General features: G+C 65.9%; 23 protein-coding genes. 5 read left to right on the plus strand and 18 right to left on the minus strand.

Going from position 1 to position 23,607, the window contains the following annotated elements; translation table 11 throughout:
• Nucleotides 1–202: 202 nt before the first annotated feature.
• The 4 genes from ACZ5AC_RS13535 to ACZ5AC_RS13550 form a co-directional block, all read right to left on the minus strand.
• A complete protein-coding gene (locus ACZ5AC_RS13535) occupies nt 203–1,114 on the minus strand; it encodes a phosphate acyltransferase (protein WP_464248126.1) in 912 nt (303 codons plus the stop codon).
• Nucleotides 1,114–1,593, minus strand: coding sequence for an acetolactate synthase small subunit (gene ilvN, locus ACZ5AC_RS13540; protein ID WP_464248127.1), 480 nt, complete (start codon nt 1,591–1,593; stop codon nt 1,114–1,116). Before ilvN ends, ACZ5AC_RS13535 begins: the two co-directional genes overlap by 1 nt.
• A gap of 267 nt (nt 1,594–1,860) precedes the next feature.
• Nucleotides 1,861–2,898 (minus strand): L-threonine 3-dehydrogenase, encoded by a 1,038-nt coding sequence (gene tdh / locus ACZ5AC_RS13545; protein ID WP_464248128.1) that lies wholly within the window; start codon nt 2,896–2,898, stop codon nt 1,861–1,863.
• A gap of 257 nt (nt 2,899–3,155) precedes the next feature.
• Nucleotides 3,156–4,340, minus strand: coding sequence for a glycine C-acetyltransferase (locus ACZ5AC_RS13550; RefSeq protein WP_464248129.1), 1,185 nt, complete (start codon nt 4,338–4,340; stop codon nt 3,156–3,158).
• A 172-nt stretch (nt 4,341–4,512) separates the two neighbouring features.
• Between ACZ5AC_RS13550 and ACZ5AC_RS13555 the strand changes: the two genes are divergently transcribed.
• Both ACZ5AC_RS13555 and ACZ5AC_RS13560 read left to right on the plus strand, forming a co-directional pair.
• Nucleotides 4,513–4,986: an Lrp/AsnC family transcriptional regulator gene (locus ACZ5AC_RS13555; protein WP_464248130.1), complete on the plus strand. Its 474-nt coding sequence runs from the start codon at nt 4,513–4,515 to the stop codon at nt 4,984–4,986.
• The gene (locus ACZ5AC_RS13560) at nt 4,983–5,177 is read left to right on the plus strand and encodes a hypothetical protein (RefSeq protein ID WP_464248131.1); all 195 of its coding nucleotides are present in this window, start codon (nt 4,983–4,985) and stop codon (nt 5,175–5,177) included. Before ACZ5AC_RS13555 ends, ACZ5AC_RS13560 begins: the two co-directional genes overlap by 4 nt.
• On the opposite strand, the gene ACZ5AC_RS13565 is transcribed toward ACZ5AC_RS13560, so the two are convergent.
• The 9 genes from ACZ5AC_RS13565 to ACZ5AC_RS13605 all read right to left on the minus strand — a co-directional run bounded on the left by ACZ5AC_RS13565 (nt 5,099) and on the right by ACZ5AC_RS13605 (nt 13,965).
• Nucleotides 5,099–6,229 carry a hypothetical protein gene (locus ACZ5AC_RS13565; RefSeq protein ID WP_464248132.1) on the minus strand — a complete coding sequence of 377 codons (1,131 nt, stop codon included), beginning with the start codon at nt 6,227–6,229 and terminating at the stop codon, nt 5,099–5,101. The two genes, ACZ5AC_RS13560 and ACZ5AC_RS13565, sit on opposite strands and share 79 nt — an antisense overlap.
• A 37-nt stretch (nt 6,230–6,266) precedes the next feature.
• Nucleotides 6,267–7,298 carry a prolipoprotein diacylglyceryl transferase family protein gene (locus ACZ5AC_RS13570; protein WP_464248133.1) on the minus strand — a complete coding sequence of 344 codons (1,032 nt, stop codon included), beginning with the start codon at nt 7,296–7,298 and terminating at the stop codon, nt 6,267–6,269.
• A 4-nt stretch (nt 7,299–7,302) separates the two neighbouring features.
• Nucleotides 7,303–8,307, minus strand: a complete 1,005-nt coding sequence (locus ACZ5AC_RS13575) for a phosphatidylserine decarboxylase (protein ID WP_464248134.1) — start codon at nt 8,305–8,307, stop codon at nt 7,303–7,305.
• Nucleotides 8,304–10,682: a hypothetical protein gene (locus ACZ5AC_RS13580; protein WP_464248135.1), complete on the minus strand. Its 2,379-nt coding sequence runs from the start codon at nt 10,680–10,682 to the stop codon at nt 8,304–8,306. Before ACZ5AC_RS13580 ends, ACZ5AC_RS13575 begins: the two co-directional genes overlap by 4 nt.
• A gap of 260 nt (nt 10,683–10,942) precedes the next feature.
• A complete protein-coding gene (locus ACZ5AC_RS13585) occupies nt 10,943–11,479 on the minus strand; it encodes a GAK system XXXCH domain-containing protein (RefSeq protein ID WP_464248136.1) in 537 nt (178 codons plus the stop codon).
• A gap of 92 nt (nt 11,480–11,571) precedes the next feature.
• A complete protein-coding gene (locus ACZ5AC_RS13590; RefSeq protein ID WP_464248137.1) occupies nt 11,572–12,759 on the minus strand; it encodes a PhoH family protein in 1,188 nt (395 codons plus the stop codon).
• 65 nt (nt 12,760–12,824) lie between these two features.
• Nucleotides 12,825–13,226, minus strand: coding sequence for a TraR/DksA family transcriptional regulator (locus ACZ5AC_RS13595; RefSeq protein WP_464248138.1), 402 nt, complete (start codon nt 13,224–13,226; stop codon nt 12,825–12,827).
• A gap of 130 nt (nt 13,227–13,356) precedes the next feature.
• Nucleotides 13,357–13,728 (minus strand): sirohydrochlorin chelatase, encoded by a 372-nt coding sequence (locus ACZ5AC_RS13600; RefSeq protein ID WP_464248139.1) that lies wholly within the window; start codon nt 13,726–13,728, stop codon nt 13,357–13,359.
• Nucleotides 13,729–13,797: 69 nt separating this feature from the next.
• The gene (locus tag ACZ5AC_RS13605) at nt 13,798–13,965 is read right to left on the minus strand and encodes a hypothetical protein (protein WP_464248140.1); all 168 of its coding nucleotides are present in this window, start codon (nt 13,963–13,965) and stop codon (nt 13,798–13,800) included.
• 267 nt (nt 13,966–14,232) lie between these two features.
• Here ACZ5AC_RS13605 and ACZ5AC_RS13610 point away from each other — a divergent pair, with 267 nt between their 5' ends.
• From ACZ5AC_RS13610 to ACZ5AC_RS13620, 3 genes are all read left to right on the plus strand, one after another.
• Complete coding sequence (locus ACZ5AC_RS13610; RefSeq protein WP_464248141.1) at nt 14,233–14,703, plus strand: periplasmic heavy metal sensor; 471 nt, start codon at nt 14,233–14,235, stop codon at nt 14,701–14,703.
• Between the two features lie 75 nt (nt 14,704–14,778).
• Nucleotides 14,779–16,482: a two-component system sensor histidine kinase NtrB gene (locus ACZ5AC_RS13615; protein WP_464248142.1), complete on the plus strand. Its 1,704-nt coding sequence runs from the start codon at nt 14,779–14,781 to the stop codon at nt 16,480–16,482.
• A complete protein-coding gene (locus tag ACZ5AC_RS13620; protein WP_464248143.1) occupies nt 16,479–17,837 on the plus strand; it encodes a sigma-54-dependent transcriptional regulator in 1,359 nt (452 codons plus the stop codon). Before ACZ5AC_RS13615 ends, ACZ5AC_RS13620 begins: the two co-directional genes overlap by 4 nt.
• A 54-nt stretch (nt 17,838–17,891) precedes the next feature.
• Here ACZ5AC_RS13620 and ACZ5AC_RS13625 read toward each other — a convergent pair whose 3' ends face one another.
• The 5 genes from ACZ5AC_RS13625 to bioA all read right to left on the minus strand — a co-directional run bounded on the left by ACZ5AC_RS13625 (nt 17,892) and on the right by bioA (nt 23,607).
• Nucleotides 17,892–18,356: a universal stress protein gene (locus tag ACZ5AC_RS13625; RefSeq protein ID WP_464248144.1), complete on the minus strand. Its 465-nt coding sequence runs from the start codon at nt 18,354–18,356 to the stop codon at nt 17,892–17,894.
• 30 nt (nt 18,357–18,386) lie between these two features.
• Nucleotides 18,387–19,826 carry a sodium:proton antiporter gene (locus ACZ5AC_RS13630; protein ID WP_464248145.1) on the minus strand — a complete coding sequence of 480 codons (1,440 nt, stop codon included), beginning with the start codon at nt 19,824–19,826 and terminating at the stop codon, nt 18,387–18,389.
• 481 nt (nt 19,827–20,307) lie between these two features.
• A complete protein-coding gene (locus ACZ5AC_RS13635) occupies nt 20,308–20,772 on the minus strand; it encodes a universal stress protein (protein WP_464248146.1) in 465 nt (154 codons plus the stop codon).
• Nucleotides 20,773–20,811: 39 nt separating this feature from the next.
• Nucleotides 20,812–22,254 carry a sodium:proton antiporter gene (locus tag ACZ5AC_RS13640; protein ID WP_464248147.1) on the minus strand — a complete coding sequence of 481 codons (1,443 nt, stop codon included), beginning with the start codon at nt 22,252–22,254 and terminating at the stop codon, nt 20,812–20,814.
• A gap of 69 nt (nt 22,255–22,323) precedes the next feature.
• Nucleotides 22,324–23,607: an adenosylmethionine--8-amino-7-oxononanoate transaminase gene (gene bioA / locus ACZ5AC_RS13645; protein WP_464248148.1), complete on the minus strand. Its 1,284-nt coding sequence runs from the start codon at nt 23,605–23,607 to the stop codon at nt 22,324–22,326.

Below are 23,607 nucleotides of genomic sequence, written 5' to 3' on the forward strand. Positions count from 1 at the left end.
GCCAACCTCCTTCCGTGACCTGTCTTCAATGTGTTCCACGGTCCCGGACCGCTTCCGGGTCACCACGCAGATAAGACAGCATGACGGACAGTCAAGGTTGAACGGCCCGCAAAACCTGACCAATACTTATTATTTCAGTGTATTAAATGACAAAGCGGCCCGGGGGCCGCTTAACGGGAGGAGAAACGGTTGAACCGGGTGCTCACGCGTCCGCGCCGGCCAGATAGGCGGCCAGGGCCAGGGCGTAGAACTTGGAGCGGTCGGAGTCCCCGCGCGAGGGCACGACCAGCGGGCAGCCGGCGCCGACGACGATGCCGGCCATGGGCAGGTCCATGAGGCTGGTCACGGCCTTGTAGAGCACGTTGCCGGTGACGATGTTGGGCGCGCAGAGGATGTCGGCCCGGCCGGCCACGGGGTGGTCGACGCCCTTGGCCCGGGCCTTCTCCTCCGACACGGCGATGTCCAGGGCGAAGGGGCCGCCGACCACGGCGTCGCCGAAGATGCCCATGCGGCAGAGCCTGGCCAGGATGTCGGCGTCCTTGCTGGAGACCATGTCGTTGTAGGAGACCTTTTCCGTGGCCGAGAGCACGGCCACCTTGGGCGGGTCCATGCCGAGGCGCTTGGCCACGTCCACGGCGTTCTTGATGATGTCGATCTTGCGCGTCAGGGTCGGGGAAATGTTCACGCCCGCGTCGGTGACGATGAGAAGCCGCTCCTCGCGCGGGTGGGGGAAGACGCCGATGTGGCTCAACAGGCCCTCGCCGCGCTTGCGGCCGAGCACCGCGCGCAGGAGCACGTCGGTCTTGACCCCGCCCTTCATCAGGAACCCCGCCCGCCCCTCCTGCAGGAGGTCGAGGGAGAGCTTGAGGGCGGCGGCCGTGTCGGGTTCGTGCAGGCACTCGAAGCCGGAAAAATCCGTCCCCGCCAGCTCCGGCAGTGCCTTCATGCGCTCCACGTCGCCGACGAAGACCGGCTCGGCCAGCCCCTGGCGGTGGGCCTCCAGGCCGGCCAGGACCGCGTTGGCCTCAGCGCAGGCGGCGATGACCACGCGCGCGGCCGTGCTGCGGGCGCGGACCAGCTCGACCATGCGGTCGAGTGTGGTCACGGCGGCCATCAGCCGTCCCCCCGCGACAGGGCGATGAGGCCCGTGCGACTCAGGGACTGGATGCCGTGGGGCGCCAGGGTGCGGATCAGGCCCGCAACCTTGCCTTGGGGCGCGGCGAGCTCGGCCGAGATGGTCTCGTTGCCCATGTCGATGACGTTGGCGCGGAAGACCTCGAAGATCTGCAGGATCTGGCTGACCGAGGCCGGGGTGATGCGGACCTTGATCATGACCAGCTCGCGGTCCATGAGGTCGCGGTCCGAGAGGTCCTCAAGGCCCAGGACGAAGCCCAGGGACTCGATCTCGCGGGTCACGGCCCCCACCTTCTCGTCACCCGCCTCGACGCAGATGATCATGCGCGAGACGTCCTCGCGCTCGGTCTCGCCGCAGGAAATGGAGCGGATGTTGATGTCGTGGCGCTCGAAAACGTGGGCCATGGCGGCCAGGACGCCGGGCTTGTTCTGGACCAGGGCGGAGATGGTGTGGCGCATGGGGGCTCCTTGGAAACGTTGAGTACGTACCTGCCGCATATGTCAGGGCCTGGCCGCCGAGGCAAGGCGGCCGCGGACGCTTCGGACCTGGACGGAAAGGCATGGATTCCCGCCTTCGCGGGAATGACACCGGGGCGAGGTGGCCAACCTTTGCGGGTAAGGCGCCAAGGGCTTCAGATTCTGCTCCGGCCTCCCGCACAGCCGACACGTCATCCCCGCGAAGGCGGGGATCCATGCCTTTGTATCCTTTCCGTCAACAGCCCCGCATCAGGCGTTCCAGTCCAGGATGACCTTGCCGGACTTGCCCGAGCGCATGACGTCGAAGCCCTTCTGGAAGTCCTCGGCCGCGAAGTTGTGGGTGATGACCGGGGCCATGTTCAGGCCGCTCTGCAGCATGGCCGTCATCTTGTACCAGGTCTCGAACATCTCGCGCCCGTAGATGCCCTTCAGCTTCAGGCCCTTGAAGACGACCTGCCCCCAGTCGATGGCCGTGTCGCCGGGCATGATGCCCAAGAGGGCCACGTGGCCGCCGTGATTCATCTGGGCGAGCATCTCGCGGAAGGCTGCGGGGCTGCCGGACATTTCCAGGCCCACGTCGAAGCCCTCGGCCATGTGCAGGTCGGCCATGACCTCGGACAGGGATTCGCTGGCCACGTTGACGGCGCGGCTGACGCCCATCTTGCGGGCCAGGTCCAGGCGGTAGTCGTTGACGTCGGTGATGACCACGTGGCGCGCCCCGCAGAAGCGGGCGATGCCGGCGGCCATGATGCCGATGGGGCCGGCGCCGGTGATGAGCACGTCCTCGCCGACCAGGTCGAAGGACAGGGCCGTGTGCGTGGCGTTGCCCAGGGGGTCGAGCATGGCGGCCACGTCGCCGGAGATGGTGTCGGGCACCTTGAAGGCGTTGACGGCCGGCACGCAGAGATACTCGGCGAAGCAGCCGGGGCGGTTGACGCCCACGCCGATGGCGTTGCGGCAGAGGTGGCGCTTGCCGGCCTTGCAGTTGCGGCAGTGGCCGCAGGTGATGTGCCCCTCGGCCGAGACCCGGTCGCCGACCTTGAGGCCGCGCACTTCGGAGCCCACCTCCACGATGCGGCCGACGAACTCGTGGCCCACGGCCATGGGCACCGGAATGGTCTTCTCGGCCCAGGCGTCCCAATTGTAGATATGGATGTCGGTGCCGCAAATGGCGGTCTTGCCGACCTTGATCAAAATATCGTTGTGGCCGACCTCGGGCACCGGGATCTCTTCCATCCAGATCCCGACTTCGGGTTTGGCCTTCACCAGCGCTTTCATCTTTTCCATAACCTTCTCCTTTCTTCTCTCACCAAATAAAATACGAAATTTCGAGCTACCCAAGGAGTGTCGGGGGGCCGGGATCGCGGCTCGTCAACTGTCTGACTGAGCCTGGCATCGTTAGGCGAACCATTGCCCCCCACCCGAAGCTCAGGCCCGGGGCCGACAGGAGCAATGGTTCGTCTTACGAGGCCCGCGAAGGAGTTTTGACGGGCCGCGATCCCGGCCCCCCGACACTCCCCCACCGACGAAGCCCCCCTCCACGCTCAAATCACCCCCAATTCCTTCCCGACCTTCACGAACGCCGCCACGGCCCGCTCCAGATGCTCCCGCGTATGCGCCGCGCTCATCTGCGTCCGGATCCTCGCCTGCCCCTTGGGCACCACCGGGAAGCTGAACCCCACGACATAGATCCCCTCCTCAAGCATCCGCGCGGCCATGCGCTGGGCCAGCACCGCGTCGCCGAGCATGACCGGGATGATGGGGTGCTCGCCGGGAACCAGGGTGAACCCGGCCTCGGTCATGGCCTTCCGGAAATACCGGCTGTTCTCCACGAGCTTCTGCCGCAACTCCGGCTCGCGCCGGACCAGGTTCAGCACCTCCAGCGAAGTGGCCGCAATGACAGGGGCCAGGGTGTTCGAAAACAAGTACGGCCGGGAACGCTGCCGCAACCATTCGACGATCTCCTTGCGCCCCGAGGTGTAGCCGCCCGAGGCCCCGCCCAGGGCCTTGCCCAGGGTGCCGGTGATGATGTCCACGCGGCCCATGACCCCGCAGTGCTCATGGGTGCCGCGGCCGTTCTCGCCCATGAAGCCCACGGCGTGGGAGTCGTCGACCATGACCAGGGCGTCATAACGGTCGGCAAGGTCGCAGATGGCCTTCAGGTCGGCGATGCTGCCGTCCATGGAAAAGACGCCGTCGGTGACGATGAGGCGGTAGCGGCAATCGGCCGCGTCTTTCAGCTGCGCTTCCAGGTCGGCCATGTCGTTGTTGGCGTAGCGGAAGCGCTTGGCCTTGCACAGGCGCACGCCGTCGATGATGGAGGCGTGGTTCAGGGCGTCGGAGATGACGGCGTCCTCGGCCCCGAGCAGGGTCTCGAAGAGGCCGCCGTTGGCGTCGAAGCAGGAGCTGTAGAGGATGGTGTCGTCGGTGCCCAGGAACTCGGACAGGCGGTCCTCCAGCTCCTTGTGCACCCCCTGGGTGCCGCAGATGAAGCGCACCGAGGACAGGCCGTAGCCCCAGCGGTCCAGGGCCTTGTGCGCGGCCTCGGTCAGACGCGGGTCGCCGGCAAGACCGAGGTAGTTGTTGGCGCAGAAGTTGAGCACCTCGCGGCCGCCGGCCACGGTGATGCGCGCGCCCTGGGTCGAGGTGATGACCCGCTCCGCCTTGTACAGGCCGTTGTCCCGCAGCTCGGCCGTCTGCCGCGCCAGATCCTCGAGTATCCGTTTCATGCCTTCCCCTCCGATAAATTTCGATTTGCGTAATTTTATCGCGATAAAATTTCTTGTCAAGAAATCAAAGAACAATATATTGCTGAATGCACGAAACACACCCTCTGCCCAGGCCGCCGCAAAACCTTGCCGGCCGGAAAGGGGTCACGTAAGAGCGTCGCGGGAGAAGAACGTGAGCGAAAAGGACTTGAATCTCGACCAGATGGACCGGCAGATCATCGACGCCCTGCAGAAGAACGGGCGCGAATCCTACAAGAGCATCGCCCAGAAGCTGGGCGTGTCCGACGGGACGGTGCGGCTGCGCACGGAGCGCATGATCAGAAGCGGGTACCTGCGCATCTCGGCCTCGGTGAACCCCATGTTCTTCGAGGACGGCCTGACGGCCACGGTGGGCGTGAGCCTGGAGGGACGGGCCAACGCCGAGATCATGCGCGCCATCGCCGCCCTGGACGGGGTGCAGTCCGTGGCCAACGTCTCGGGGCGCTTCGACCTGCTGGTGGAGATCCACGTCTCGTCGCGCAACGACCTGCGCCGCTTCCTGGTCGACGACCTGTCGGCCGTGGGCGGCATCCAGAACACCGAAACGTTTCTTTATCTCGAAACCATCGACAAGTGGGTGCGACAGCGCTCCGAAGGAACCGAATGAGCCATATCCTGCACGGGTTCACGGACCCGAAATATCTCGACGTCATGATCGCCAAGGCCGAAACGCAGCTGAAAGAGGCGGAAAACGAAGAGGACCGGCAGCGTTTCGCCGCCTATCTGGAAGTTCTCAAGGGCTGGAAGGGCAAGCTCGCGACGAGCCGCGACGTCTGCGCGCCCGAAACCCCGGAATAGCACGGGTCCGCGGCACCGAGGCCCTCGCCCATGCGCAGGGCCGTCAGCTCGCCACGGTCCAGCCTGGTTTCGTACCCCTCCCCCAGCATCCGCAGCGCATCCCTGCGCGCATCCCGGCCATACCGCTCGGCCCAGCACCTGAACACGTCCCGGGCGCGGCCGCGCAGCGCCTCTTCGGAGGCCGTTGCGGCCGCGGCATGGAGCGCCTCCAGCGTCTCCGGCTCGGGCAGCCGGGCCAGACGATCGGTGAAGAGTCTTTTGTAGCGTTCAAGGGAAGCGGCCACATGGCTCTCCTGAACCACGGACAGCCCCGACCACCCGGCCCGCATCCACTGGAAGACCCCGCTGACGACCGTTCCCTCCCCTTGCAGATAGACGCCAACGGACACGTTGGTCTGGATGCGCGACGACACCCAGCCAAGCCCCGCCCTGGTCAGCCCCTTCTCCCCGGAATAGACATAGCGCCCGTCCCCGTCTCGCCCCAGCACATACCCCTTGGTGCCGACCTCCGAATCCCCGGCCTGCACGCTGACGGACAGCACGGCCCCTTCCTCGGGGAACAGGACGACGGCGCGGCGCAGCGTCATGCCGTAGCATCCGCCGGTGGACGGGTCGGGAGTGGTCCGGTCGTACTGCTCGCCGCGCACGACGACCGGCCCGGCCGGTGGCCAAGGGTCGGCCCACAGGCGCCGCTGCCGCTCATCCGCCCCCGGCGTGGTCCAGACGGACGAGCGGATGGAAAAGGGTTTGACGACCTCTTGGGGGATCTGCGGGTTGTAGAGGTAGCGCAGCAGGCGCCGCAGGGGCATGCGGACGGGGAAACCCTGGAAGGCCCCCGGAGCATCCTGGTACCTGGGCAGGCTCGTCGCGACGTCGGCGTTGGCGCGCACATGGGCGAGGACCGGCGCGATGCGGGCCGGATCCGGCTCGCCCCCGGCCAGGAACTCCGTGCAGAGGTAGTCCACGGCCGCCAGCAATCCCGCGGACGCGGCCGACCGGTCCTGCGCCGCCGCCGGGCCGGCCGCCGCAAGGAGGACGAGGGCGAGCCCCATGGCCCACCCTCTTGCGATGCGGGACAAGGAGGCCACGCTAGATTTCCCCTTCCCTGATCGCGAAGCGCACCACGGAATCCGTGACGGAGCTGCGGCCCGTGTACAGGAACACGGCCAGGAAGACGCCCTGCAGCAGGAGCAGCACGGGCACGCCCCACAGGGCTGCGACCCCTCGGCCGAGATGCGCCTGGACCCCGGCCGCATCGAGCGTCAGGGCCGGGACCAGCCCGAACAACACGCCGAAACCGGCCATGATCTGATAGGCCGAGATCTTTCGCCCGCCCCGGTAGTCGGCCCGGAGAAACTCGGAAACGACCCGCCAGACCTGCGTGGTCACCAGGGGCAGGACCATGGCCATGGGGAAGTTCCCGGCAGCGAAGAAGGCCATGCCGAGGCAGGCCGCGCCGCAGTAGAGGTACGCGGTCATGAGCTGCACCGGCACCAGCCTTTGACCGCACAGGCCGTGGGCGTAGGCGGCCTTCTTGGTCCGGCCTTCGAAGACGATGTTCCATCTTTCGAACAGGCCGCGCCACGGCGCGGGCAGCGTGTCCACGGGTCGGCCGTAGCAGCACCCGAAGCTCAGGCAGGCCATGCGACCCACGCCCTCGCCCACGGCGTAGGCCACGGACAGCGCCGCCAGGGCCGGCAGCACGGCCCCGGAACCCGTTGCGCCGACCACGGCCCAGGCCACGAAGGGCGCGACGACGATGCCGACGAAGACCGCCCCGCCCACGGTCAGGGTATTGCGCTTGCCCTCCACCAGACGGGCCACGATCTTCGAGGCCGGTATGCACAGCCCGAGCATGCCCGCCACCATGAGGCAAAGCCCTGCCAGGCCCATGCCCACGGAGGCCAGCAGCGCCACGGCCACGGCCGTGGCCAGGGTGTAGGCCAGGGCGCTCAGGGTCCCGTACCAGGTCAGATTGAGCCCCCGCCAGGAGCCGTCTTCGTTCCTGGCCAGCGGGACGCTGGCCAGCATCTGCCAGCGCTCGCCGGGCAGCGTGCGGCCGCCCCAGGCGATGAAGGCGAAGAGCGCCGCCCCGAAAGCGATGATTCCCGGATATTCCATGAGTTCAGTCCTGTATGGTTGAAGTGACGACCCGTCCGATGGTCCGCCGCACCAGCACGTCCGTCTCCACCCACGGGCGGTCCAGCCAGTTGGAGAACCGGCTGCCCACGTCCCTGCGGAACTGGTTGGCGACGAGATCGGCGCCGAATTCGACCCGGCCCGGTTGGAAGAAGAGTACGTCCAGGGAGCTGCCCGGCCGGTACAGGCTCTTGGGCTGCCCCTTGCGCAGGAAGAGGCCCCGCTGCATGGGCTCGGCCGGCTCGTAGCCCTCCCCGGCGTAGGCCTGCACGATCTGCCCGATCATCAGGGCCGCCACCTCGACCATGGTCACCAGGCCGCACCCGCTCCCGCCGGGCACGTCCGTGTCGATGACCGTCACGGCCCGACGGTTGCGGGAGAACGGCGTGGCCTCGGAGATGACCGCGGACGGATTGCAGGAGTGGAACGCGCCCTCGATCTCGTAGAAGTCGCGGACCACGCCGCTGACCGGCACGTGGTTGTAGTGGTACTTGTCCGGAGTCAGCCGGAACACGGCGAACTCGCCCCCGGCGAAGGCCTCGACCCATTGCGGGCGGCCCAGGAACTCCCCGAAGGAGAAGAACTTGTCCTTGATGAAGAGCACCGACCCCTCGCTCAGGGACCCGGCGAACATGCGCGCGTCCGCCGGCGAGACGACGGCCTCCGGGCTTTCGTCCATGGGCCGGACCTCGGCGTAGCGGATGCGGCGCTCGAAGATGCGGCGCGGGGTGTCGTAGTGGGCGGCCTCCTCCACGCATTCGCCCAGGTCGATGCCGAGCCTGCGGATGAGGGCCTCGGCCCCCGAAAGCCTGGCTCCCAGAGGCAGATCGTAGTTGAGAAAGCCCAGCAGGCTGGAGGCGCGCCTCGAAATCACGGCCTTGAACACGGCCGGGGCCTGCTCCCGGACGCGGGAATAGAGATAGCCGATGATCCGGTCGCAGAAGAGTTCCTCGTCGCGGACCCGGCCGTCGCAGACATATTGATGCGTCATGATTTCCTTCCACGGATGCGTGCGTTGTCGCGGTGCATGCCGACGACCAGCAGCAGGAGCTGCGTCAGGGTCCGGCGGCAGCCGCTCAGTTCCCCGGTCAGCCGAAGCTCCTCGTCGGCCTCCCGGATGAAGTCGAGGATGTCGCGGCCGCCGAGCAGCGCGGCCAGGCCGACGCGGCAGAACTGCTCGGGCAGGCAGCCGAAATCGCGCACGGTCGCGCAGTCCTCGCGCAGATACTCCAGGGCCTCGGCCAGGTACGAACGGCGCAGCCCGTCGCGGTAGACGTCCTCGGCGGCCATGTTGAACTCCCGCCCCCGCAGGGACAGGGGCGAACGCGCCCCGGTGCTGTCCAGGACACGCCGCGTGAGCTTGCCCGCGGCCCCGAGCCGCGGGTCCAGGATGCGGGCGCGCAGGTCGGCCAGCAGCCCCTCCGCGCCGAACAGTTCGACCAGGTCCGCCCCTTCCCGCTCGATGAAGTCCAGGAGCGCCAGCCGGTATTCCGGCACATGGGTTCGCACGTGGCCGGGGTAGCGGCGGCTGGGCCGCACGCGGTCGGCGCGCGAGACCAGGTCCAGGAGAAAGGCGTTGCCCGAGTCGCGGCGCACGAAGAATGTGGGCAGCGAGATGGCCGTGGCGAAGAATATCTGCCGCCGCTCGCTCTCGACCTCGGGCGTGTCCGGGATGGCGGCGCGCGTGACTCGGCCGGAGAGGATCAGCTTGCAGGCCAGGGCGCTCAGGAGCTGCTGCAGGGTCGCGGCGGGCCGCATGTCCTCCTCCAGGGAGTCGAACAGGCTGTAGAAGCGGCCCTCGAAGCCGGAGAAGCCCATGGTCGCGAAGGCGCGCTGCTTGTAGAGGAGATAGGTCGACATGGACTCGTGGAACACGCCCATGGACGCCAGCTCCCGCTTGAGCCGCAGGTCGTTGCCGAGTTCCCCGTTCAGGGCCGGGCAGCGGTGGGTGCTCATGAGGGTCGTCATGTAGTCGAGCAGCCTGAAGTCCGGGATGAAGTCCCCCTTGAGCCGGAACAGCCGGGCGACGGCCCGGTCCATGAGGGGCGGCCCGAAGGGCGTCAGGGGCCGGCCGAAGACCTTGAGCCTGGCCTTCTTCTTCCAGCGCCGCCAGATCATGCGCAGGTGGGAGTAGTCGAGTTCGTGGGGCAGGAAACCCAGGGCCTTCTCCGGGTGGAAATCCTCGAAGTCCATGCGCAGGGGCGCGGCGCTGTACGTGCCGACGAAGAGGGGCAGGAAGTGCTCGACGATCTTGATGGTCAGGTCGCCCAGGTACTTCTCCTCGGCCGGGCCGAAGTCGCCCCCGCCCTGCATCAGCTCGCCCAGACGCGCGCTGCCCAGGGAGATGTGCGTGCCGTTGTTGGCCAGGCAGGTGTTCGACGTGTTGGGCAGCACGACCAGGTTGTTGGTCAGGATGCCGGACTCGCGGAGTTTGGCGATGGTGTTCAGCTGGCTGCGCGAGAGGATGCGGTGGCACAGCCCCATGTACTCCTTCTTGGCCTCGCCGCGGTCCCAGCCCGACAGGCAGGGGTTCATGAACAGGTCGCGGTAGTGGGCGTCGGGGATGAGTTCGTTCAGCCGCTTCTGCCTGGCCGGGGGCATGGGGGCGAAGTAGATCATGGCGCGCTGCCCGTGCTCGAGCAGGCCGAAGCTCTCGTTGGCGTGATCCAGCAGGAGCTGCGACAGGAGAAAGCGCTGGCTCGTCTCGCGGGCGACGCCCCGACCGCCCCGGAAGGCGGCGTTCATGGGCGCGGGATAGAAGGAGAAGGTCTCGGGGGAGGTGTTGTCGTTCAGGAAGTGGTCGAGGAACTTCTCGGCCAGCCTGCGGACCGGGGGCTGCACCCCGGAGCCGGCCAGGTCGGCCAGGGAGAGCTTGAGCAGGTAGCTGATGGGCACCCGCAGCCACTCCTGGCCGTTCCGGATGATGAAGAAATCGGGGCTGTCCCTGCGCCGGCCCGAATCCGGGTCGGCCTTGTCGGCCAGCAGGTCACGCTCCAGGGTATGGCGGGCGAAGGCGCCGAGGCGATCCAGGGGGAAGCGCACCCAACTGTTCTCCCACACCGCGTCCGGACCGCCCTGGAGATAGCGCTCCAGCTCCACGAGCGACGCGCCCGCCGTGTCGCCAGAGGCCGTGCGCCGCGTCAGGTTCTGGTAATGACTCGACTCCCGGATCATGATGGGCAGGTCCACGTTCTCGGGGCTGCCCATGACCGCGACCTGCAGCTCGCTCTCGCTGCCCGCCGTGGCGTCGTCCGGGGCGAACGGCAGCTCGCCGAGGGATCTCTCGCTCCAGGCGCCACCCAATCCCATGACCGTGGCCAACCGCGCTTCCATGCTCACCCATGTCATCGTCTCTTCAAGAAACATGCGCACCACCTTGTTTCCACGCATTCACCAGATCAATATGGAGGCGATGCGAAGGACCGGTGACCACCTCGTGACAGGTCGAAAATCCTGGCCCGCCCTGTCATTGGGGCGTCATGGACAACACTGGCGCAGGGATGCGCGAAAAGCGGACGGATTCTTCGTCCACTAAGCAAGAAAGGGATTTTGAAGACAAAGGGACAAGAGCCTGGCGGCATGCTTGCCAGACTATCAGATCGCTACGTGGGGCGGCGGCCGACGACCTATTTGTAGCGGGCGTGGCACTCCTTCTTGGCCCGAGCCATCTCCTCCGCCACGGCGGCGATCTCCGCCGGGCTCCCGGCATCGAAGGCCGCGCGCAGGCGATCGCAGAGCGCGGACCAGGCGACGTAGGAGTCTTCCCCTTCTCCCTGGAGGACCACCATCTTTTCGGAGTCGGCGAGGAACACGGACACGATCTCCCGCGACGGCATCTCGGCCTTGGCCACGCTGTCGCGCATGGCCTTGAAGTAGACCTGCATCCGCTTCTTCACGCCGGAGAGGCTGTCGCACACGGCCCCAGAACCGCATGGCTCCTGCGCCCCTTCGCAAACCGTGAACCCCGTGCCGGTGAACTTCACCTCCAGAGTATCGTCCTGGCCAAGGTCGATCCGGATCTTGAACTTGGCCAGTTCCGCCAGGCTGACCCCAAGCGAGGCCACTTCGTCGCATCCCGCCTCCAGGGTGTCGGCCAGCCTGCGCAGCAGATCGGCGGCTTCGGGGCGGGAAAGGTGCAGATTGTATTTCTTTTTCGCTGTCATGCGGTTCCTCGAAAGCCATTGGCGTACATCGACATTTTCCCACCCGGCGCGGCCAAACCCGGTCGGGCTTGGCCGCGCCGGCGCACGTCGTTCTAGAGCCCGGTCCTAATGACCATGTCCGTGATGGGCCCGCGCGAGCGCTCGCCCTTGAGCACGATGTGGCCGTAGCCGGGCAGGCCCTTGAGCATCTTCACGGTCCAGTTCAGGCCGTTGTTGGATTCGTTCAGGTAGGGGTTGTCCACCTGGCGCGTGTCGCCCAGGCAGATGCACTTCACGTTCTCGCCCATGCGGGTCAGCAGGGCGCGGGTTTCGGCGCGGGACAGGTTTTGCATCTCGTCGACGATGACCACGGCGTTCTCCAGGTTCATGCCGCGGATGAAGGCGATGGGCAGGATCTCGAAGCGCTTGGGGTTGAAGCGGAAATTGCCGCCCTCGCTGTCCATGAAGATGCGGTTGGCCGGACGCAGGTCGTGCAGCTTCATGATCAGGTCGCCGACGTAGCGCACGTAGGGCGCCATCTTCTCCTCCAGGTCGCCGGGCAGGTAGCCGAGCTTGGCCCCGATCTCGATGACGGGCTTGACCAGGTAGATCTTGCGGTAGGGGTTGTCCTTCTGCTCCAGGGCCAGAAACAGGGCCGCCGCCAGGGCCAGGAAGGTCTTTCCGTAGCCGGCCTCGGACTGCAGGGTGACCAGGTTCACGGCGTGGTCGAGCATCAGTTCCAGGGCCAGGTTCTGATAGACGTTGCGCGGCCGCACGTTCCAGACGCTGTGCTGGTAGTCGATGAAACGCGGGCCCGAGGTGGCGTGCATGTAGGGCTGGCCGCCGACCCAGGCGAAACTGTTGGGGATGGGCTCCTCGCCCTCGCGCACGAAGCCCGTGTAGGACTGAGACTCGGAGCGGAAGGGGTTGGAGTCGCGGAAGCCTTCGCTGGCAATGGCGTGGATGCGGGCCTTGAGCTGCAGGATGCGGTCGTTGGTGACCAGGATGGGGGCATCCACCCCGCTGTCCTTCAGCTCCTCGAGGATCAGGTCGTCGCCGGCCTTGCTTTCGGCGTCGTCAAAGGCCCGCGGCGGCAGAAAGAGGATGTCGGGGTCGTCCTGCAGGACGGCGATGGCCTGGGCCACGATGTGGGACACCCGCGGCTCGCGCTTGAGCTTGTCCAGCTCGCGCAGGACCGTGTACGGCAGGATGACGCGGTTCTCCTGGCCGTTGCGCAGGGTGCGGATGCAGGAAGGGTTGTCAAGGAGCACATTGGTGTCGAGGACGTAATTCTTCTGCATGGACGGGAGCAATCCTCAGGGGCCGAGAGCCCCGGTCAGGACCGTTGAGGGAAAGGCGGCCGGCCTCAAACCGCTGCCAGCACCCCGCCCCCTATCCCGGTGCGTCCGAACTCGCCGGGATGCGCGTCGATCATCTCCTGGCACTCGATGCAGTAGCGCGCGCTCGGGATGGCCAGCAGCCTGCGGTCCGAGATGTCGTCCCCGCAGAGTTCGCACACCCCGTAGGAATCGTTGTCGATGGCCTTGAGGGCGACGGCGATGTCTTTGAGCAGCTTCACGTTGCGATTGAAGCGTATCATGTTCCAGTCCTGGGAGGAAGCCGTGCAGGCCTGGTCGGCCGGATCGGGCTCCAGGGCTCGGTCCTGGCGCATAACCTCTCGAAGATCTTCGATTTCCCGTTCGATTATGACGTACTTTTCCCGCAACTGACGTTCGATGCCCTGGTGCATGTTCCTGCTCTGCGACATGGGGGAGCCTCCTGGATTGTGGTCGCCAGGACCCTCCGGCCCGCCCGGAGGAAACCTTCCAACCGTTGGCTCACCCTATGCCCCGCATGTTGCGGATCGGCGACGGCGGTGAGGAGGCTCCATGACAACCCTATGGGGCTGCGGCACGAAGACGGTCCGCGATGAGCGTTTCCATGGCCGGGTCGTCCTGCAGGGTCGGCTGGACGACGAACTGAAGTCCCGGCATCTCCCGGCGCAGTTCGGCGATCATTTCGGGGATGTCCTGCTCGATGTGCACGCCGTTGTAGAGAAAGTACTGCATGATGACGATCCGCGAGCAGCCGTCCGCGGCCAGTCTGCGCACCTGGTCGGCCAGGGTCGGCTCGCCCAGGGAGAAGAAGGCCGGCAGCACCGTCATGCCCGGCATGCGCCGCGCCACCCGTTCGACCATGGCGGTGAAGGCTTCGCCCACTTCCCTGCGCCGGCTGCCGTGGCCGAGCACGATCATTCCCGTCGTGTCCATGCTTCGCTCCTCGAAAAAGGAAAGGGCCGCCCTCCCGTGGTCGGGCGGCCCGGTTTATCGCCGTGGCCCCTAGTGCTTGTGGTCCTCGTGGACCGGGGCTTTCTTCTCGTCGTGGGTGTGGTCGTGATCGTGGTCGTGGGGGTGGCTGTGGGTCAGATCACCGTGGGAATGTTCGTGATCGTGCTTGACCACCGTCGTGGTGGCCTTGCCGCGCAGGCATCCGCATCCTTTGCACATATGAGCCTCCTTGCGCCCGTTGCCAGGCAGATTGCTGTGTCGTGACGCCATGATCGTAATCCTTTCCCGCACGAAGGCAAGACCGGCAAGGCCGCGGTCGGATTGCACAACTCGACCAATTGTGCAACATGGTGCACAAAAACCAGTTCCCAGAACTCTCCCATTTTCGCAACCGTTCTAATTTACAAAACATTCAGCACTGGCACGCAGGATGCTATACGCAATCCGACATCACACCACTACCTCCACAGTGTGACAGGAGCATTCATGTACGCAAGATACCTCATCCTCCCCCTCCTTCTGGTCCTCATCCTCGCTGCCGGGGCCCAGGCTTACAAAGGCGGCTGTCCGGGACAGGGACACTACCAGGACTTCATGTCCGGCCTGACCCCCGAGCAGCAGGAAAAGGTCCAGAAACTGACCGACGTGCATCACGAGCAGCTCTTTGCCCTCCACAAGGAGCTCAAGGCCAAGCACGAAGCCATGGAAGCCCTGTTCTCCGCAGTGCCGGTGGACAAGGCGGCCGTGGACAAGGCCATGGCCGAAGTGAACGAACTGCAGGCGAAGAAGGCCAAGCTCAATGCCGACTACCGCATCGAGCTGACCGAAATCACCGGCAAGCCCGTTCCCTTGGAATCCCAGAGAGGCTGCGCAGGCTCAGCCGGGTGCGGAGCATACTCCAGCGGTGCCGGGACCGGCGCCGGCGACGCACCCGCCTCTCCAGCCCAAACCCTGTAACCGCTCATCCCCTCCCTGTACCGGGCAAAGGCCGCACCCCCTGCGGCCTTTGCCTTTTCAAGCCAGGAGCAGGCCATGGACATCGCCCTCCCGCACCGCAGCAGCCGCACCATCATGCTCATGGCCACCATGGCCGTGTTCGTCCTCGGCCTGGCCCTGAGCTTCTCCACCTGGCGCAACCTGCGGCAGCAGCAGGAGTCCTTCCACGAACACGCCGTGGTCACGGCCAGGGCCATCGCCGCAGGCATCGAAATCAACCTGCGCCGTGAACTGCGCCTGCCGCCCTCGTCGGAGCACGCCACAGCCCTGCTCAATCTCCAGCGCGCCATGGCCAAGGACATCCTCAAGGACTACATCGCCCGCTCCGACGCCCGCTTCATCGGTCTCTACAACCCCATGGGCCACATCCTCTTCTCCTCCCACGACGACCCCAAGGCCATCCACGGGCAGCTGCCGACCATCGCCTGGGCGAGCATGGGCACCGCGGGGGAGTGGACCGGCGAGATGAATTTCGAGGGCCGCCCCATCATGGTCCTGGGCCGGATCAGCCACCTGAGCGCGGGCCTGGACTGCCAGGACGAACAGTGCCCGCCCGAGCACAAGCCCCCGATGCTCCTCATCGGCGTGGACATGACCCAGCATCTCGAAGCCTTCGGCAAGTACAGGCGCACGGCCATCCTGCAGACCGGCTACATCCTGGCCGTGACCATCGTCTTCTGGCTGCTGCTCATGGGCTTCCTGCAACGCAAGGAGCAGGGTCAGCGGCTGGCGCGCCTGGAGTCCTTCAACGCGCGCCTTCTGGACAACATGCCCGACGGACTCCTGACCCTTTCCGCCGAGGGGACCATCGTCGCCGCCAACCCCGCGGCCCAGGGCCTCATGGACGGCTTCAGGCTCATGGGCGAACCCCTGGCGACGATACTCGACAGCCTCGGGCTGCCGCCCGAAAAGATCGGCTCCCAGGAATGGACGACGCTGGCGACGGGCGACAAGCACCTCGAGATCCGGCAACTGCCCCTCAGGGACGGGTCCGGCCAGAGCCTCGTGCTGCTGCGCGACCGCACCGAACTGGCCGGCCTGGAGCGGGAACTGCACCTGAACGAGAAGTTGGCCGCCATCGGCCGCATGGCAGCGGGCGTGGCCCACGAGATCCGCAACCCCCTCTCGGCCCTGCGCGGCTTCGCCCAGTTCTTCGCCAAGAAGCTGGCCGGCAAGGACCCCGAAGAGCTCTACGCGCGCACCATGGTCCAGGAGGCCGACCGCCTGAACCGCGTCATCACGGACCTCCTCTTCCTGGCCCGGCCCCGCCGGCTGACCTTCGACCAGGTCCCCCTTGCGGAGGTCTTCGGGGAGGTGCATACTCTGTTGTCCATGGACGCCCGGGCCAAGAACGGCAGGCTGGAGGCGGACCCGGCGCCGGGTACCGTGACGGCGGACCGCGACGCGCTCAAGCAGGCCCTCATCAACCTGACCATGAACGGCATCGAGGCCCTGCCCGACAGCGATGGCGTCATCCGGCTCCAAAGCCGCGAGGACGACAAGGGCACGTGGGTCCTGGTCCGGGACAACGGCCGGGGCATGACGGCCGAAGAGCGCGAGCACGCCCTGGAGCCGTTCTTCACCACCCGCGACAAGGGCACGGGGCTGGGCCTGGCCATCGTGCACACCATCATGCAGGAGCATGGGGGCAGCATCGACATCGAGACGGCCCCGGACGGCGGCACCACCGTGTCCCTCTTCTTCCCCCGCAACCACAGCCAATCGGAGAGCCCGTCATGACCCCCACCGTGCTCATCATCGACGACGAACCCGCGCACCGGCTCATGGTCCGCGTCGTCCTGGGCGACGCCGGATTCAAGGTCCTGGAGGCCGACAACGGCCCGGCCGGGCTGGCCGTGGTGCGCACCAGGCCCGTGGACGTGATCCTGCTGGACATGCGCATGCCCGGCATGAGCGGCCAGGAGGTGCTGCAGCGCCTGCAGGAAAGCGGCAGCTGCCCTCCGGTCATCATGCTCACGGCCTTCGGCAGCGTGGGCAACGCCGTGGAGGCCATGAAGGCCGGGGCCTGGGACTACCTGACCAAGCCCACGGACAACGACGAGCTCCTGGCCGTGGTGCAGAAGGCCTGCGACCATGCGCGCCTGACGCGGGAAAACCGCGACCTGAAGAAGCAGATCGGCCAGCTGCGGGACACCCGCCTCATCGGCGACAGCCCGGCCATGCGCCGAGTCGTGGAGCTCATCGAACAGGTGGGGCCCAGCGAGGCCAACGTGCTCATCCTCGGCGAATCCGGCACCGGCAAGGAGCTGGTGGCCCAGCTGCTGCACGAGCACAGCCTGCGCAGGGAAGGGGCCCTGGTGAAGGTCAACTGCGCGGCCCTGCCCGAGACGCTGCTTGAGAGCGAACTCTTCGGATACGTGCGCGGCGCCTTCACCGGCGCCACCCAGGACAAGCCCGGCCGCTTTCAGCTCGCCGCCGGAGGCACCCTTTTCCTGGACGAGATCGGCGAACTGCCCATGACGCTGCAGGCCAAGATCCTGCGCGCGCTGCAGGAGCGCATCGTCGAGCCCCTGGGCGGCGTGAGCCCGGTCAGCGTGGATGTGCGCTTCATCGCCGCCACCAACCGCGACCTGCCGGTCATGATCGCCGAGGGAAAATTCCGCGAGGACCTCTACTACCGCCTCAATGTCCTCGAAATCCGCATTCCGCCCCTGCGCGAACGCGCCGAGGACATCCCGCTGCTGGCGGACCACCTACTGGCCAAGCTTTGCCGCAAGAACAACCGCCCCGTGCGCTCCGTGAGCCGGGACTTCCTGGACGCCCTCTCGCGCCACGAGTGGCGGGGCAACGTGCGCGAACTGGAGAACGTGCTGGAGAGATCCCTCATCCTCTGCCGCGGCGACGTCCTCGACGTGCGGGACCTGCCGGAGCACCTGCTCTCCCCCGCCCGCACGCCCGCCACGCCCTCCGCGACCGCCCCGGCCGAAAACCCGCTGGAGGCCGCAGAACGCCATGCCCTGGAGGAAACACTGCGCAGGTATGCCGGGCACAGGGAACGCACGGCCCAGGCCCTGGGCATCAGTCGCCGCACCCTGCAATACCGCCTGAAGAAATACGGCCTGACCACCAGATGAAAGAAGCCGGCCCCCGAGGGAGCCGGCTTCTTCATTTCACACTTCCGCAGGACTTCAGATCCCGCAGGCGTCCTGCAGGTACTTCAGGCGCAGGTTGCGCGTCACCAGCACCGGGCAGTTGGCCCCTTCCAGCACGCGAGTGACCACGCTGCCCATGATCACGTTCTCCAGGACCGAGAGGCCGCGGGAGCCGATGACGATGAGGTCGCAGTCCAGCTCGTCCTGGACGTTCAGGATGACGTAGTCCGGGCGGCCGCTGCGCGAGATGAGTTCGATCTCCATGCCGCAGGGCTCGAGCATCTTCCTGTATTCCTCAAGCATGGCCATGGACTTGGCCTGGGCGCTCTGGCGCAGCTTCTCGGCCATCTCGCCGCCGATGGTCATATTGATCGGCTCCCAGACATTGAGCAGGAATATCTTGGGGTTGCGGGCATTGACCAGCTGGGTCCCGTACTTGGCCGCGTTCCTGGAGGAATCCGACCCGTCCACCGGGATGAGCACTTTTTCAACTTTGATCATCTTCTTGTCTCCAGTGTGTTTGCAGCGGCGTTAGAAGAAAAGGATGGTCATGAGCACGAAACACGGGATCAGGATGCCCACGGACCAGGCCATGTAGCCGAAGAAGCTGGGCATCTTGATGCCGGACGATTCCGCGATGGACCGGACCATGAAGTTCGGGGCGTTGCCGATGTACGTGTTGGCGCCCATGAACACCGCGCCCGCCGAGATGGCCATGAGGGTGTGCACATGCTCCATGAGGAAATGGGCGTCGCCGCCGGCCGTGTTGAAGAAGACCAGGTAGGTCGGGGCGTTGTCCAGGAAGCTCGAAAGCGCGCCCGTCAGCCAGAAGTACATGGCGTTGTTGGCCACGCCGTCGGTGGAGACCAGGGCGATGAGGCTCGACAGGGCTCCGTCCATGCCCGCGCGCAGGATGGCGATGGCCGGGATCATGGTGATGAAGATGCCGGCGAAGAGCTTGGCCACCTCGATGATGGGCTCCCAGTTGAACTCGTTGCGGCGGCGGATGTCCAGGGCCGTGGTCTTGAGGCTGATGCCGGCCAGGATCAGAAGCAGGACGTCGCGGGCGATGTTCTGCAGTTCCATGTGGACATGATACACGGTGACGCCGCCCTCGGGCTTCCACATGCCGCTCATGAGCACGCCGCCGACGACGCCGGCCAGGAGCAGCAGGTTGAAGGTGCCTTCAAGGCGCAGTTTGCCGTCCTGGCCCGCGTCGGGAGACTGGGGACGGCCTTCCTTGCCGAACAGCACCGTGTCGATGATGAAGTACAGGGTCAGCAGGATGACCGACATGACCGCGAAGGGCATGAACAGGTGGATCGTGGTCCAGAAGAAGGACACGCCCTTCAGGAAGCCCAGGAACAGCGGCGGGTCGCCAAGAGGCGTGAGGCTACCGCCGATGTTGGCCACCAGGAAGATGAAAAAGACGATGGTGTGAACCTTGTACTTGCGGTGCGAGATGGCCCGCATGAGAGGCCGGATGAGCAGCATGGCCGCGCCGGTGGTTCCCATCCAGCTCGCCAGCAGGGTGCCGATCAGGAGGATGACCGTGTTGACCTGCGGCGTGCCCACCAGTGAGCCGCGCAGGCACACGCCGCCGGCGATGGTGAAGAGGGAGAAAAGCAGGATCAGGAACGACACGTATTCCAGGGCGATGGTGTGGACCACCGAATACGTGGCCAGTTCGAAGCCGTGGAACAGGGCGAAGGGCACCAGAAACGCGACGCTCCAGAAAGCGGCCACCTTGCCGTAGTGGTGGTGCCAGAAGTGCGGGACGGCCAGCGGCATGACGGCGATGGACAGGAGCATGCAGGCGAAGGGCACGACCCACAGGACGCCCAGGTGCTTGCCGATCTCCTCGGCCTCATGATGCAGGTCGCCGCCGGAAGCCCACACGTCCGGCAACACTCCAAGAACTGCCAAGCCGATGACCGCCAGGCAAAAAAACCAGACAGAACTCTTGCGCATCCCTTGTTCTCCTTTTGGGCCGCAGCCTGAAGCTGCGTCCCGTTCACGTGAACGTTCAGGGCATCGGTCGCGACGCCCAGCCTCTCCTCTCCCGTCTCCAAAAAAACAGGCCCCTGGTCACCCATGCCTTACCCATGGGTTCCAACGGCCAAAGGGCGAAACCCGGCGACGCGTTCAGCGCCTCCCATCCGGCTTTCGTCCATGCGCAAGGCCCTTGCGTCAACGCGCGTTCATGGACCTTCTTCACGCACGGCGGGTGCATATGACATATCGCCCGCTGGAGCAATACCCCCCTCCAATCGGCCGTCTGTCTGGGTCGCCGGGCCCGGACGGCGGAATTAGTCCCGGGGCGGAGGGAATTGTCTCCGCAAAAACCCCCGCAAGCCGCATCTAACCGGAATTATTCCGAGCTTGCCGGTCAGAAAAAAAGGCCGCCTCCCTCGCGGGAGACGGCCTCGGATCGGCGCGATGCGGAAAACGCCTACAGCCCGCAGGCGTCCTGCAGATACTTCAGGCGCAGGTTGCGCGTGACCAGCACCGGACAGGTCGCGCCCTCCAGCACGCGCGTGACCACGCTGCCCATGATCACGTTCTCCAGGACCGAGAGGCCGCGGGAGCCGATGACGATGAGGTCGCAGTCCAATTCGTCCTGGACGTTCAGGATCGCGTAGTCCGGACGGCCGCTACGGGTGATGAGTTCCACATCCATGCCGCAGGGTTCGAGGAGCTTCTTGTGTTCCTCCAGCAAGGCCATGGACTTGGCCTCGGCCGTCTTGCGCACCCGCTCGGCCATCTCTCCGCCGATGGTCATGTTCACCGGCTCCGTGACGTTCAGGAGGTAGATCTTGGGGTACCTGGAATTGACCAGGTGCGCGCCGTACTTGGCCGCGTTCCTCGACGAATCCGACCCGTCCACCGGGATGAGCACTTTTTCGACTTTGATCATGATCGCGTCTCCATGGCGGCATGGCCGCCCTGCTTTCGATTAGTGGAAGAAGAGAATGTTCATGAGCACGAAGCACGGCACCAGGATGCCCACGGACCAGGCCATGTAGCCGAAGAAACTGGGCATCTTGATCCCGCCCGACTCGGCGATGGACCGGACCATGAAGTTCGGGGCGTTACCGATGTACGTGTTGGCGCCCATGAACACCGCGCCCGCCGAGATGGCCAGCAGCGTGCCGACCTCCGACATGAGGCGCTGCGGGTCGCCGCCGGCGGTGTTGAAGAAGACCAGGTAGGTCGGGGCGTTGTCCAGGAAACTCGACAGCACGCCGGTCAGCCAGAAGAACATGGTGTGGTTGCCCAGGCCGTCGGCCGTCTTGACCATGGAGATGAGCCCCTGCAGGGCGCCGTCCATGCCCGCGCGGAGGATGGAGATGGCCGGGATCATGGAAATAAAAATGCCGGCGAAGAGCTTGGCCACCTCGCGGATGGGCTCCCAGTCGAACTCGTTGCGGCGGCGGATTTCCGGAGCCGTGGTCTTGAGGCTCACGCCGGCCAGGATGAGGAGCAGGACGTCGCGAACGATGTTCTGCAACTCGACGTGCACGTGGTAGACCGTCACGCCGCCCTCGGGCTTCCACATGCCGCTCATGAGCACGCCGGCGACCACGCCGCCCAGCAGCAGAAGGTTGTGGGTGCCTTCCAGGCGCAGCTTGCCGTCCTGACCCGCGTCGGGGGATTCGGGACGGCCTTCCTTGTTGAACAGGTAGGTGTCGATGGCGAAGTACAGGGCCAGCAGAATGGCCGAGAGGACCGCGAAGGGGACGAACATGTGGACCGTGGTCCAGAAGAAGGACACGCCCTTCAAAAAGCCCAGAAACAGCGGCGGATCGCCCAGGGGGGTGAGGCTGCCGCCGATGTTGGCCACCAGAAAGATGAAAAAGACGATGGTGTGGACCTTGTACTTGCGGTGCGAGATGGCCCGCATGAGCGGCCGGATGAGCAGCATGGCCGCGCCGGTGGTTCCCATCCAGCTCGCCAGCAGGGTGCCGATCAGGAGGATAACCGTGTTGACCTGCGGCTTGCCCACCAGGGAGCCGCGCAGGCACACGCCGCCTGCGATGGTGAAGAGCGAGAAGAGCAGGACGATGAAGGAGATGTACTCCAGGAACAGGGTGTGGACCACGGAATAGAAGGCCAGTTCGAAGCCGTGGACCAAAGCGAAGGGCACCAGGAAGGCCACTCCCCAGAAGGCGGACACCTTGCCGTAGTTGTGGTGCCAGAAGTGCGGCACCGTCAGGGGCATGACGGCGATGGACAGGAGCATGCAGGCGAAGGGTACGACCCAGATCACGCCCAGGTGCTTGCCGATCTCCTCGGCCTCATGGTGCAGGTCGCCGGCAGCCAACGCCTCGGGCAACATGCCGAGCACCCCCAGCCCGATGGCCGCCAGTGAAAAAAGCCACGTAAAACTCTTTCGCATCCGATGTTCTCCTTCTGGGCCGCCGCCCACGACGACAGCCGGTCGTTTGTGGACGGGAGAGGGAGAACATCAACTGCGATGCCCTTCCACCACCCGAACCAAGGATTTGGTCAAAAAGGCCAGGTCCTGGTCTTCCATGATGTATGGAGGCATCACGTACACCAAACGGCCAAAGGGACGAACCCAGACGCCCTGATCCACAAAAGCGGTCTGAATTTCGGCCATCCGCACGGGCTCCCGGAGTTCCACCACCCCGATGGCGCCAATTACCCGTACATCAATAGTATATGTCAATTTTCGGCACGAATCAAGGCCTTCGGCGAGAAAACGCCCGACCCTGGCCACCTGCGCGGCCCAGTCGTTTTTTTCCAGCAAATCCAGGGAGGCCCTGGCCACGGCGCAGGCCAGGGGATTGCCCATGAACGTGGGGCCGTGCATGAACACGCCGGGCTCCCCTTCGCACACGCCCGCGGCCACGCGTTCCGTGGCCAAGGCGGCGGCCAGGGTCATGTAGCCGCCGGTCAGGGCCTTGCCCAGGCACATGATGTCGGGGCAGATCCCCGCGTGCTCGCAGGCGAAGAGCCTGCCCGTGCGCCCGAAGCCCGTGGCTATCTCGTCGGCGATGAGGAGCACGTCGAAGGCGTCGCACAACTCGCGCACGCGACGCAGGTACATGGGGTGGTAGAAATGCATGCCCCCCGCGCCCTGCACCACGGGTTCGAGAATCACGGCCGCGATCTCCCGATGGTGGCGCTCCAGGGCCTCGCGCATGGGGCGGATGTCCTCCTCGTCCCACTCCTCCCCGAAGCGGCAGCGCGGCCGGGGGACGAAATGGTGGTGCGGCAGGACATTGGCGAAAATCTCGTGCATTCCGTTCACGGGGTCGCACACGCTCATGGCCGCGAAAGTGTCGCCGTGGTAGCCGCCGCGGACGGTCAGCAGCCTGCTTTTCTCGCTTCTGCCGCGGCAGATCCAGTACTGGAAGGCCATCTTGATGGCCACCTCCACGGCCACGGAGCCCGAGTCGGCCAGAAAGACGCGGGTCAGGGGCTCCGGGGTCATCTCGACCAGCTTGCGGCACAGTTCCACGGCCGGCTCGTGGGTCAGGCCGCCGAACATGACATGCGCCATGCGCGAGAGCTGGTCCGTGACGGCCGCGTTGAGCACGGGGTGGTTGTAGCCGTGGACTGCGGCCCACCACGAAGACATGCCGTCGATGAGCTCCCGGCCGTCGGCCAGCTTCAGGCGCACGCCCGAGGCCGAGACGACCTGGCGCACGGGCAGGGGCGCGGTCGTGGAGGTGTAGGGGTGCCAGACGTGCCGGCGGTCGAAGTCGAGAATGTCGTTGTTCAT

It is taken from the genome of Desulfomicrobium aestuarii (genome assembly GCF_055385525.1).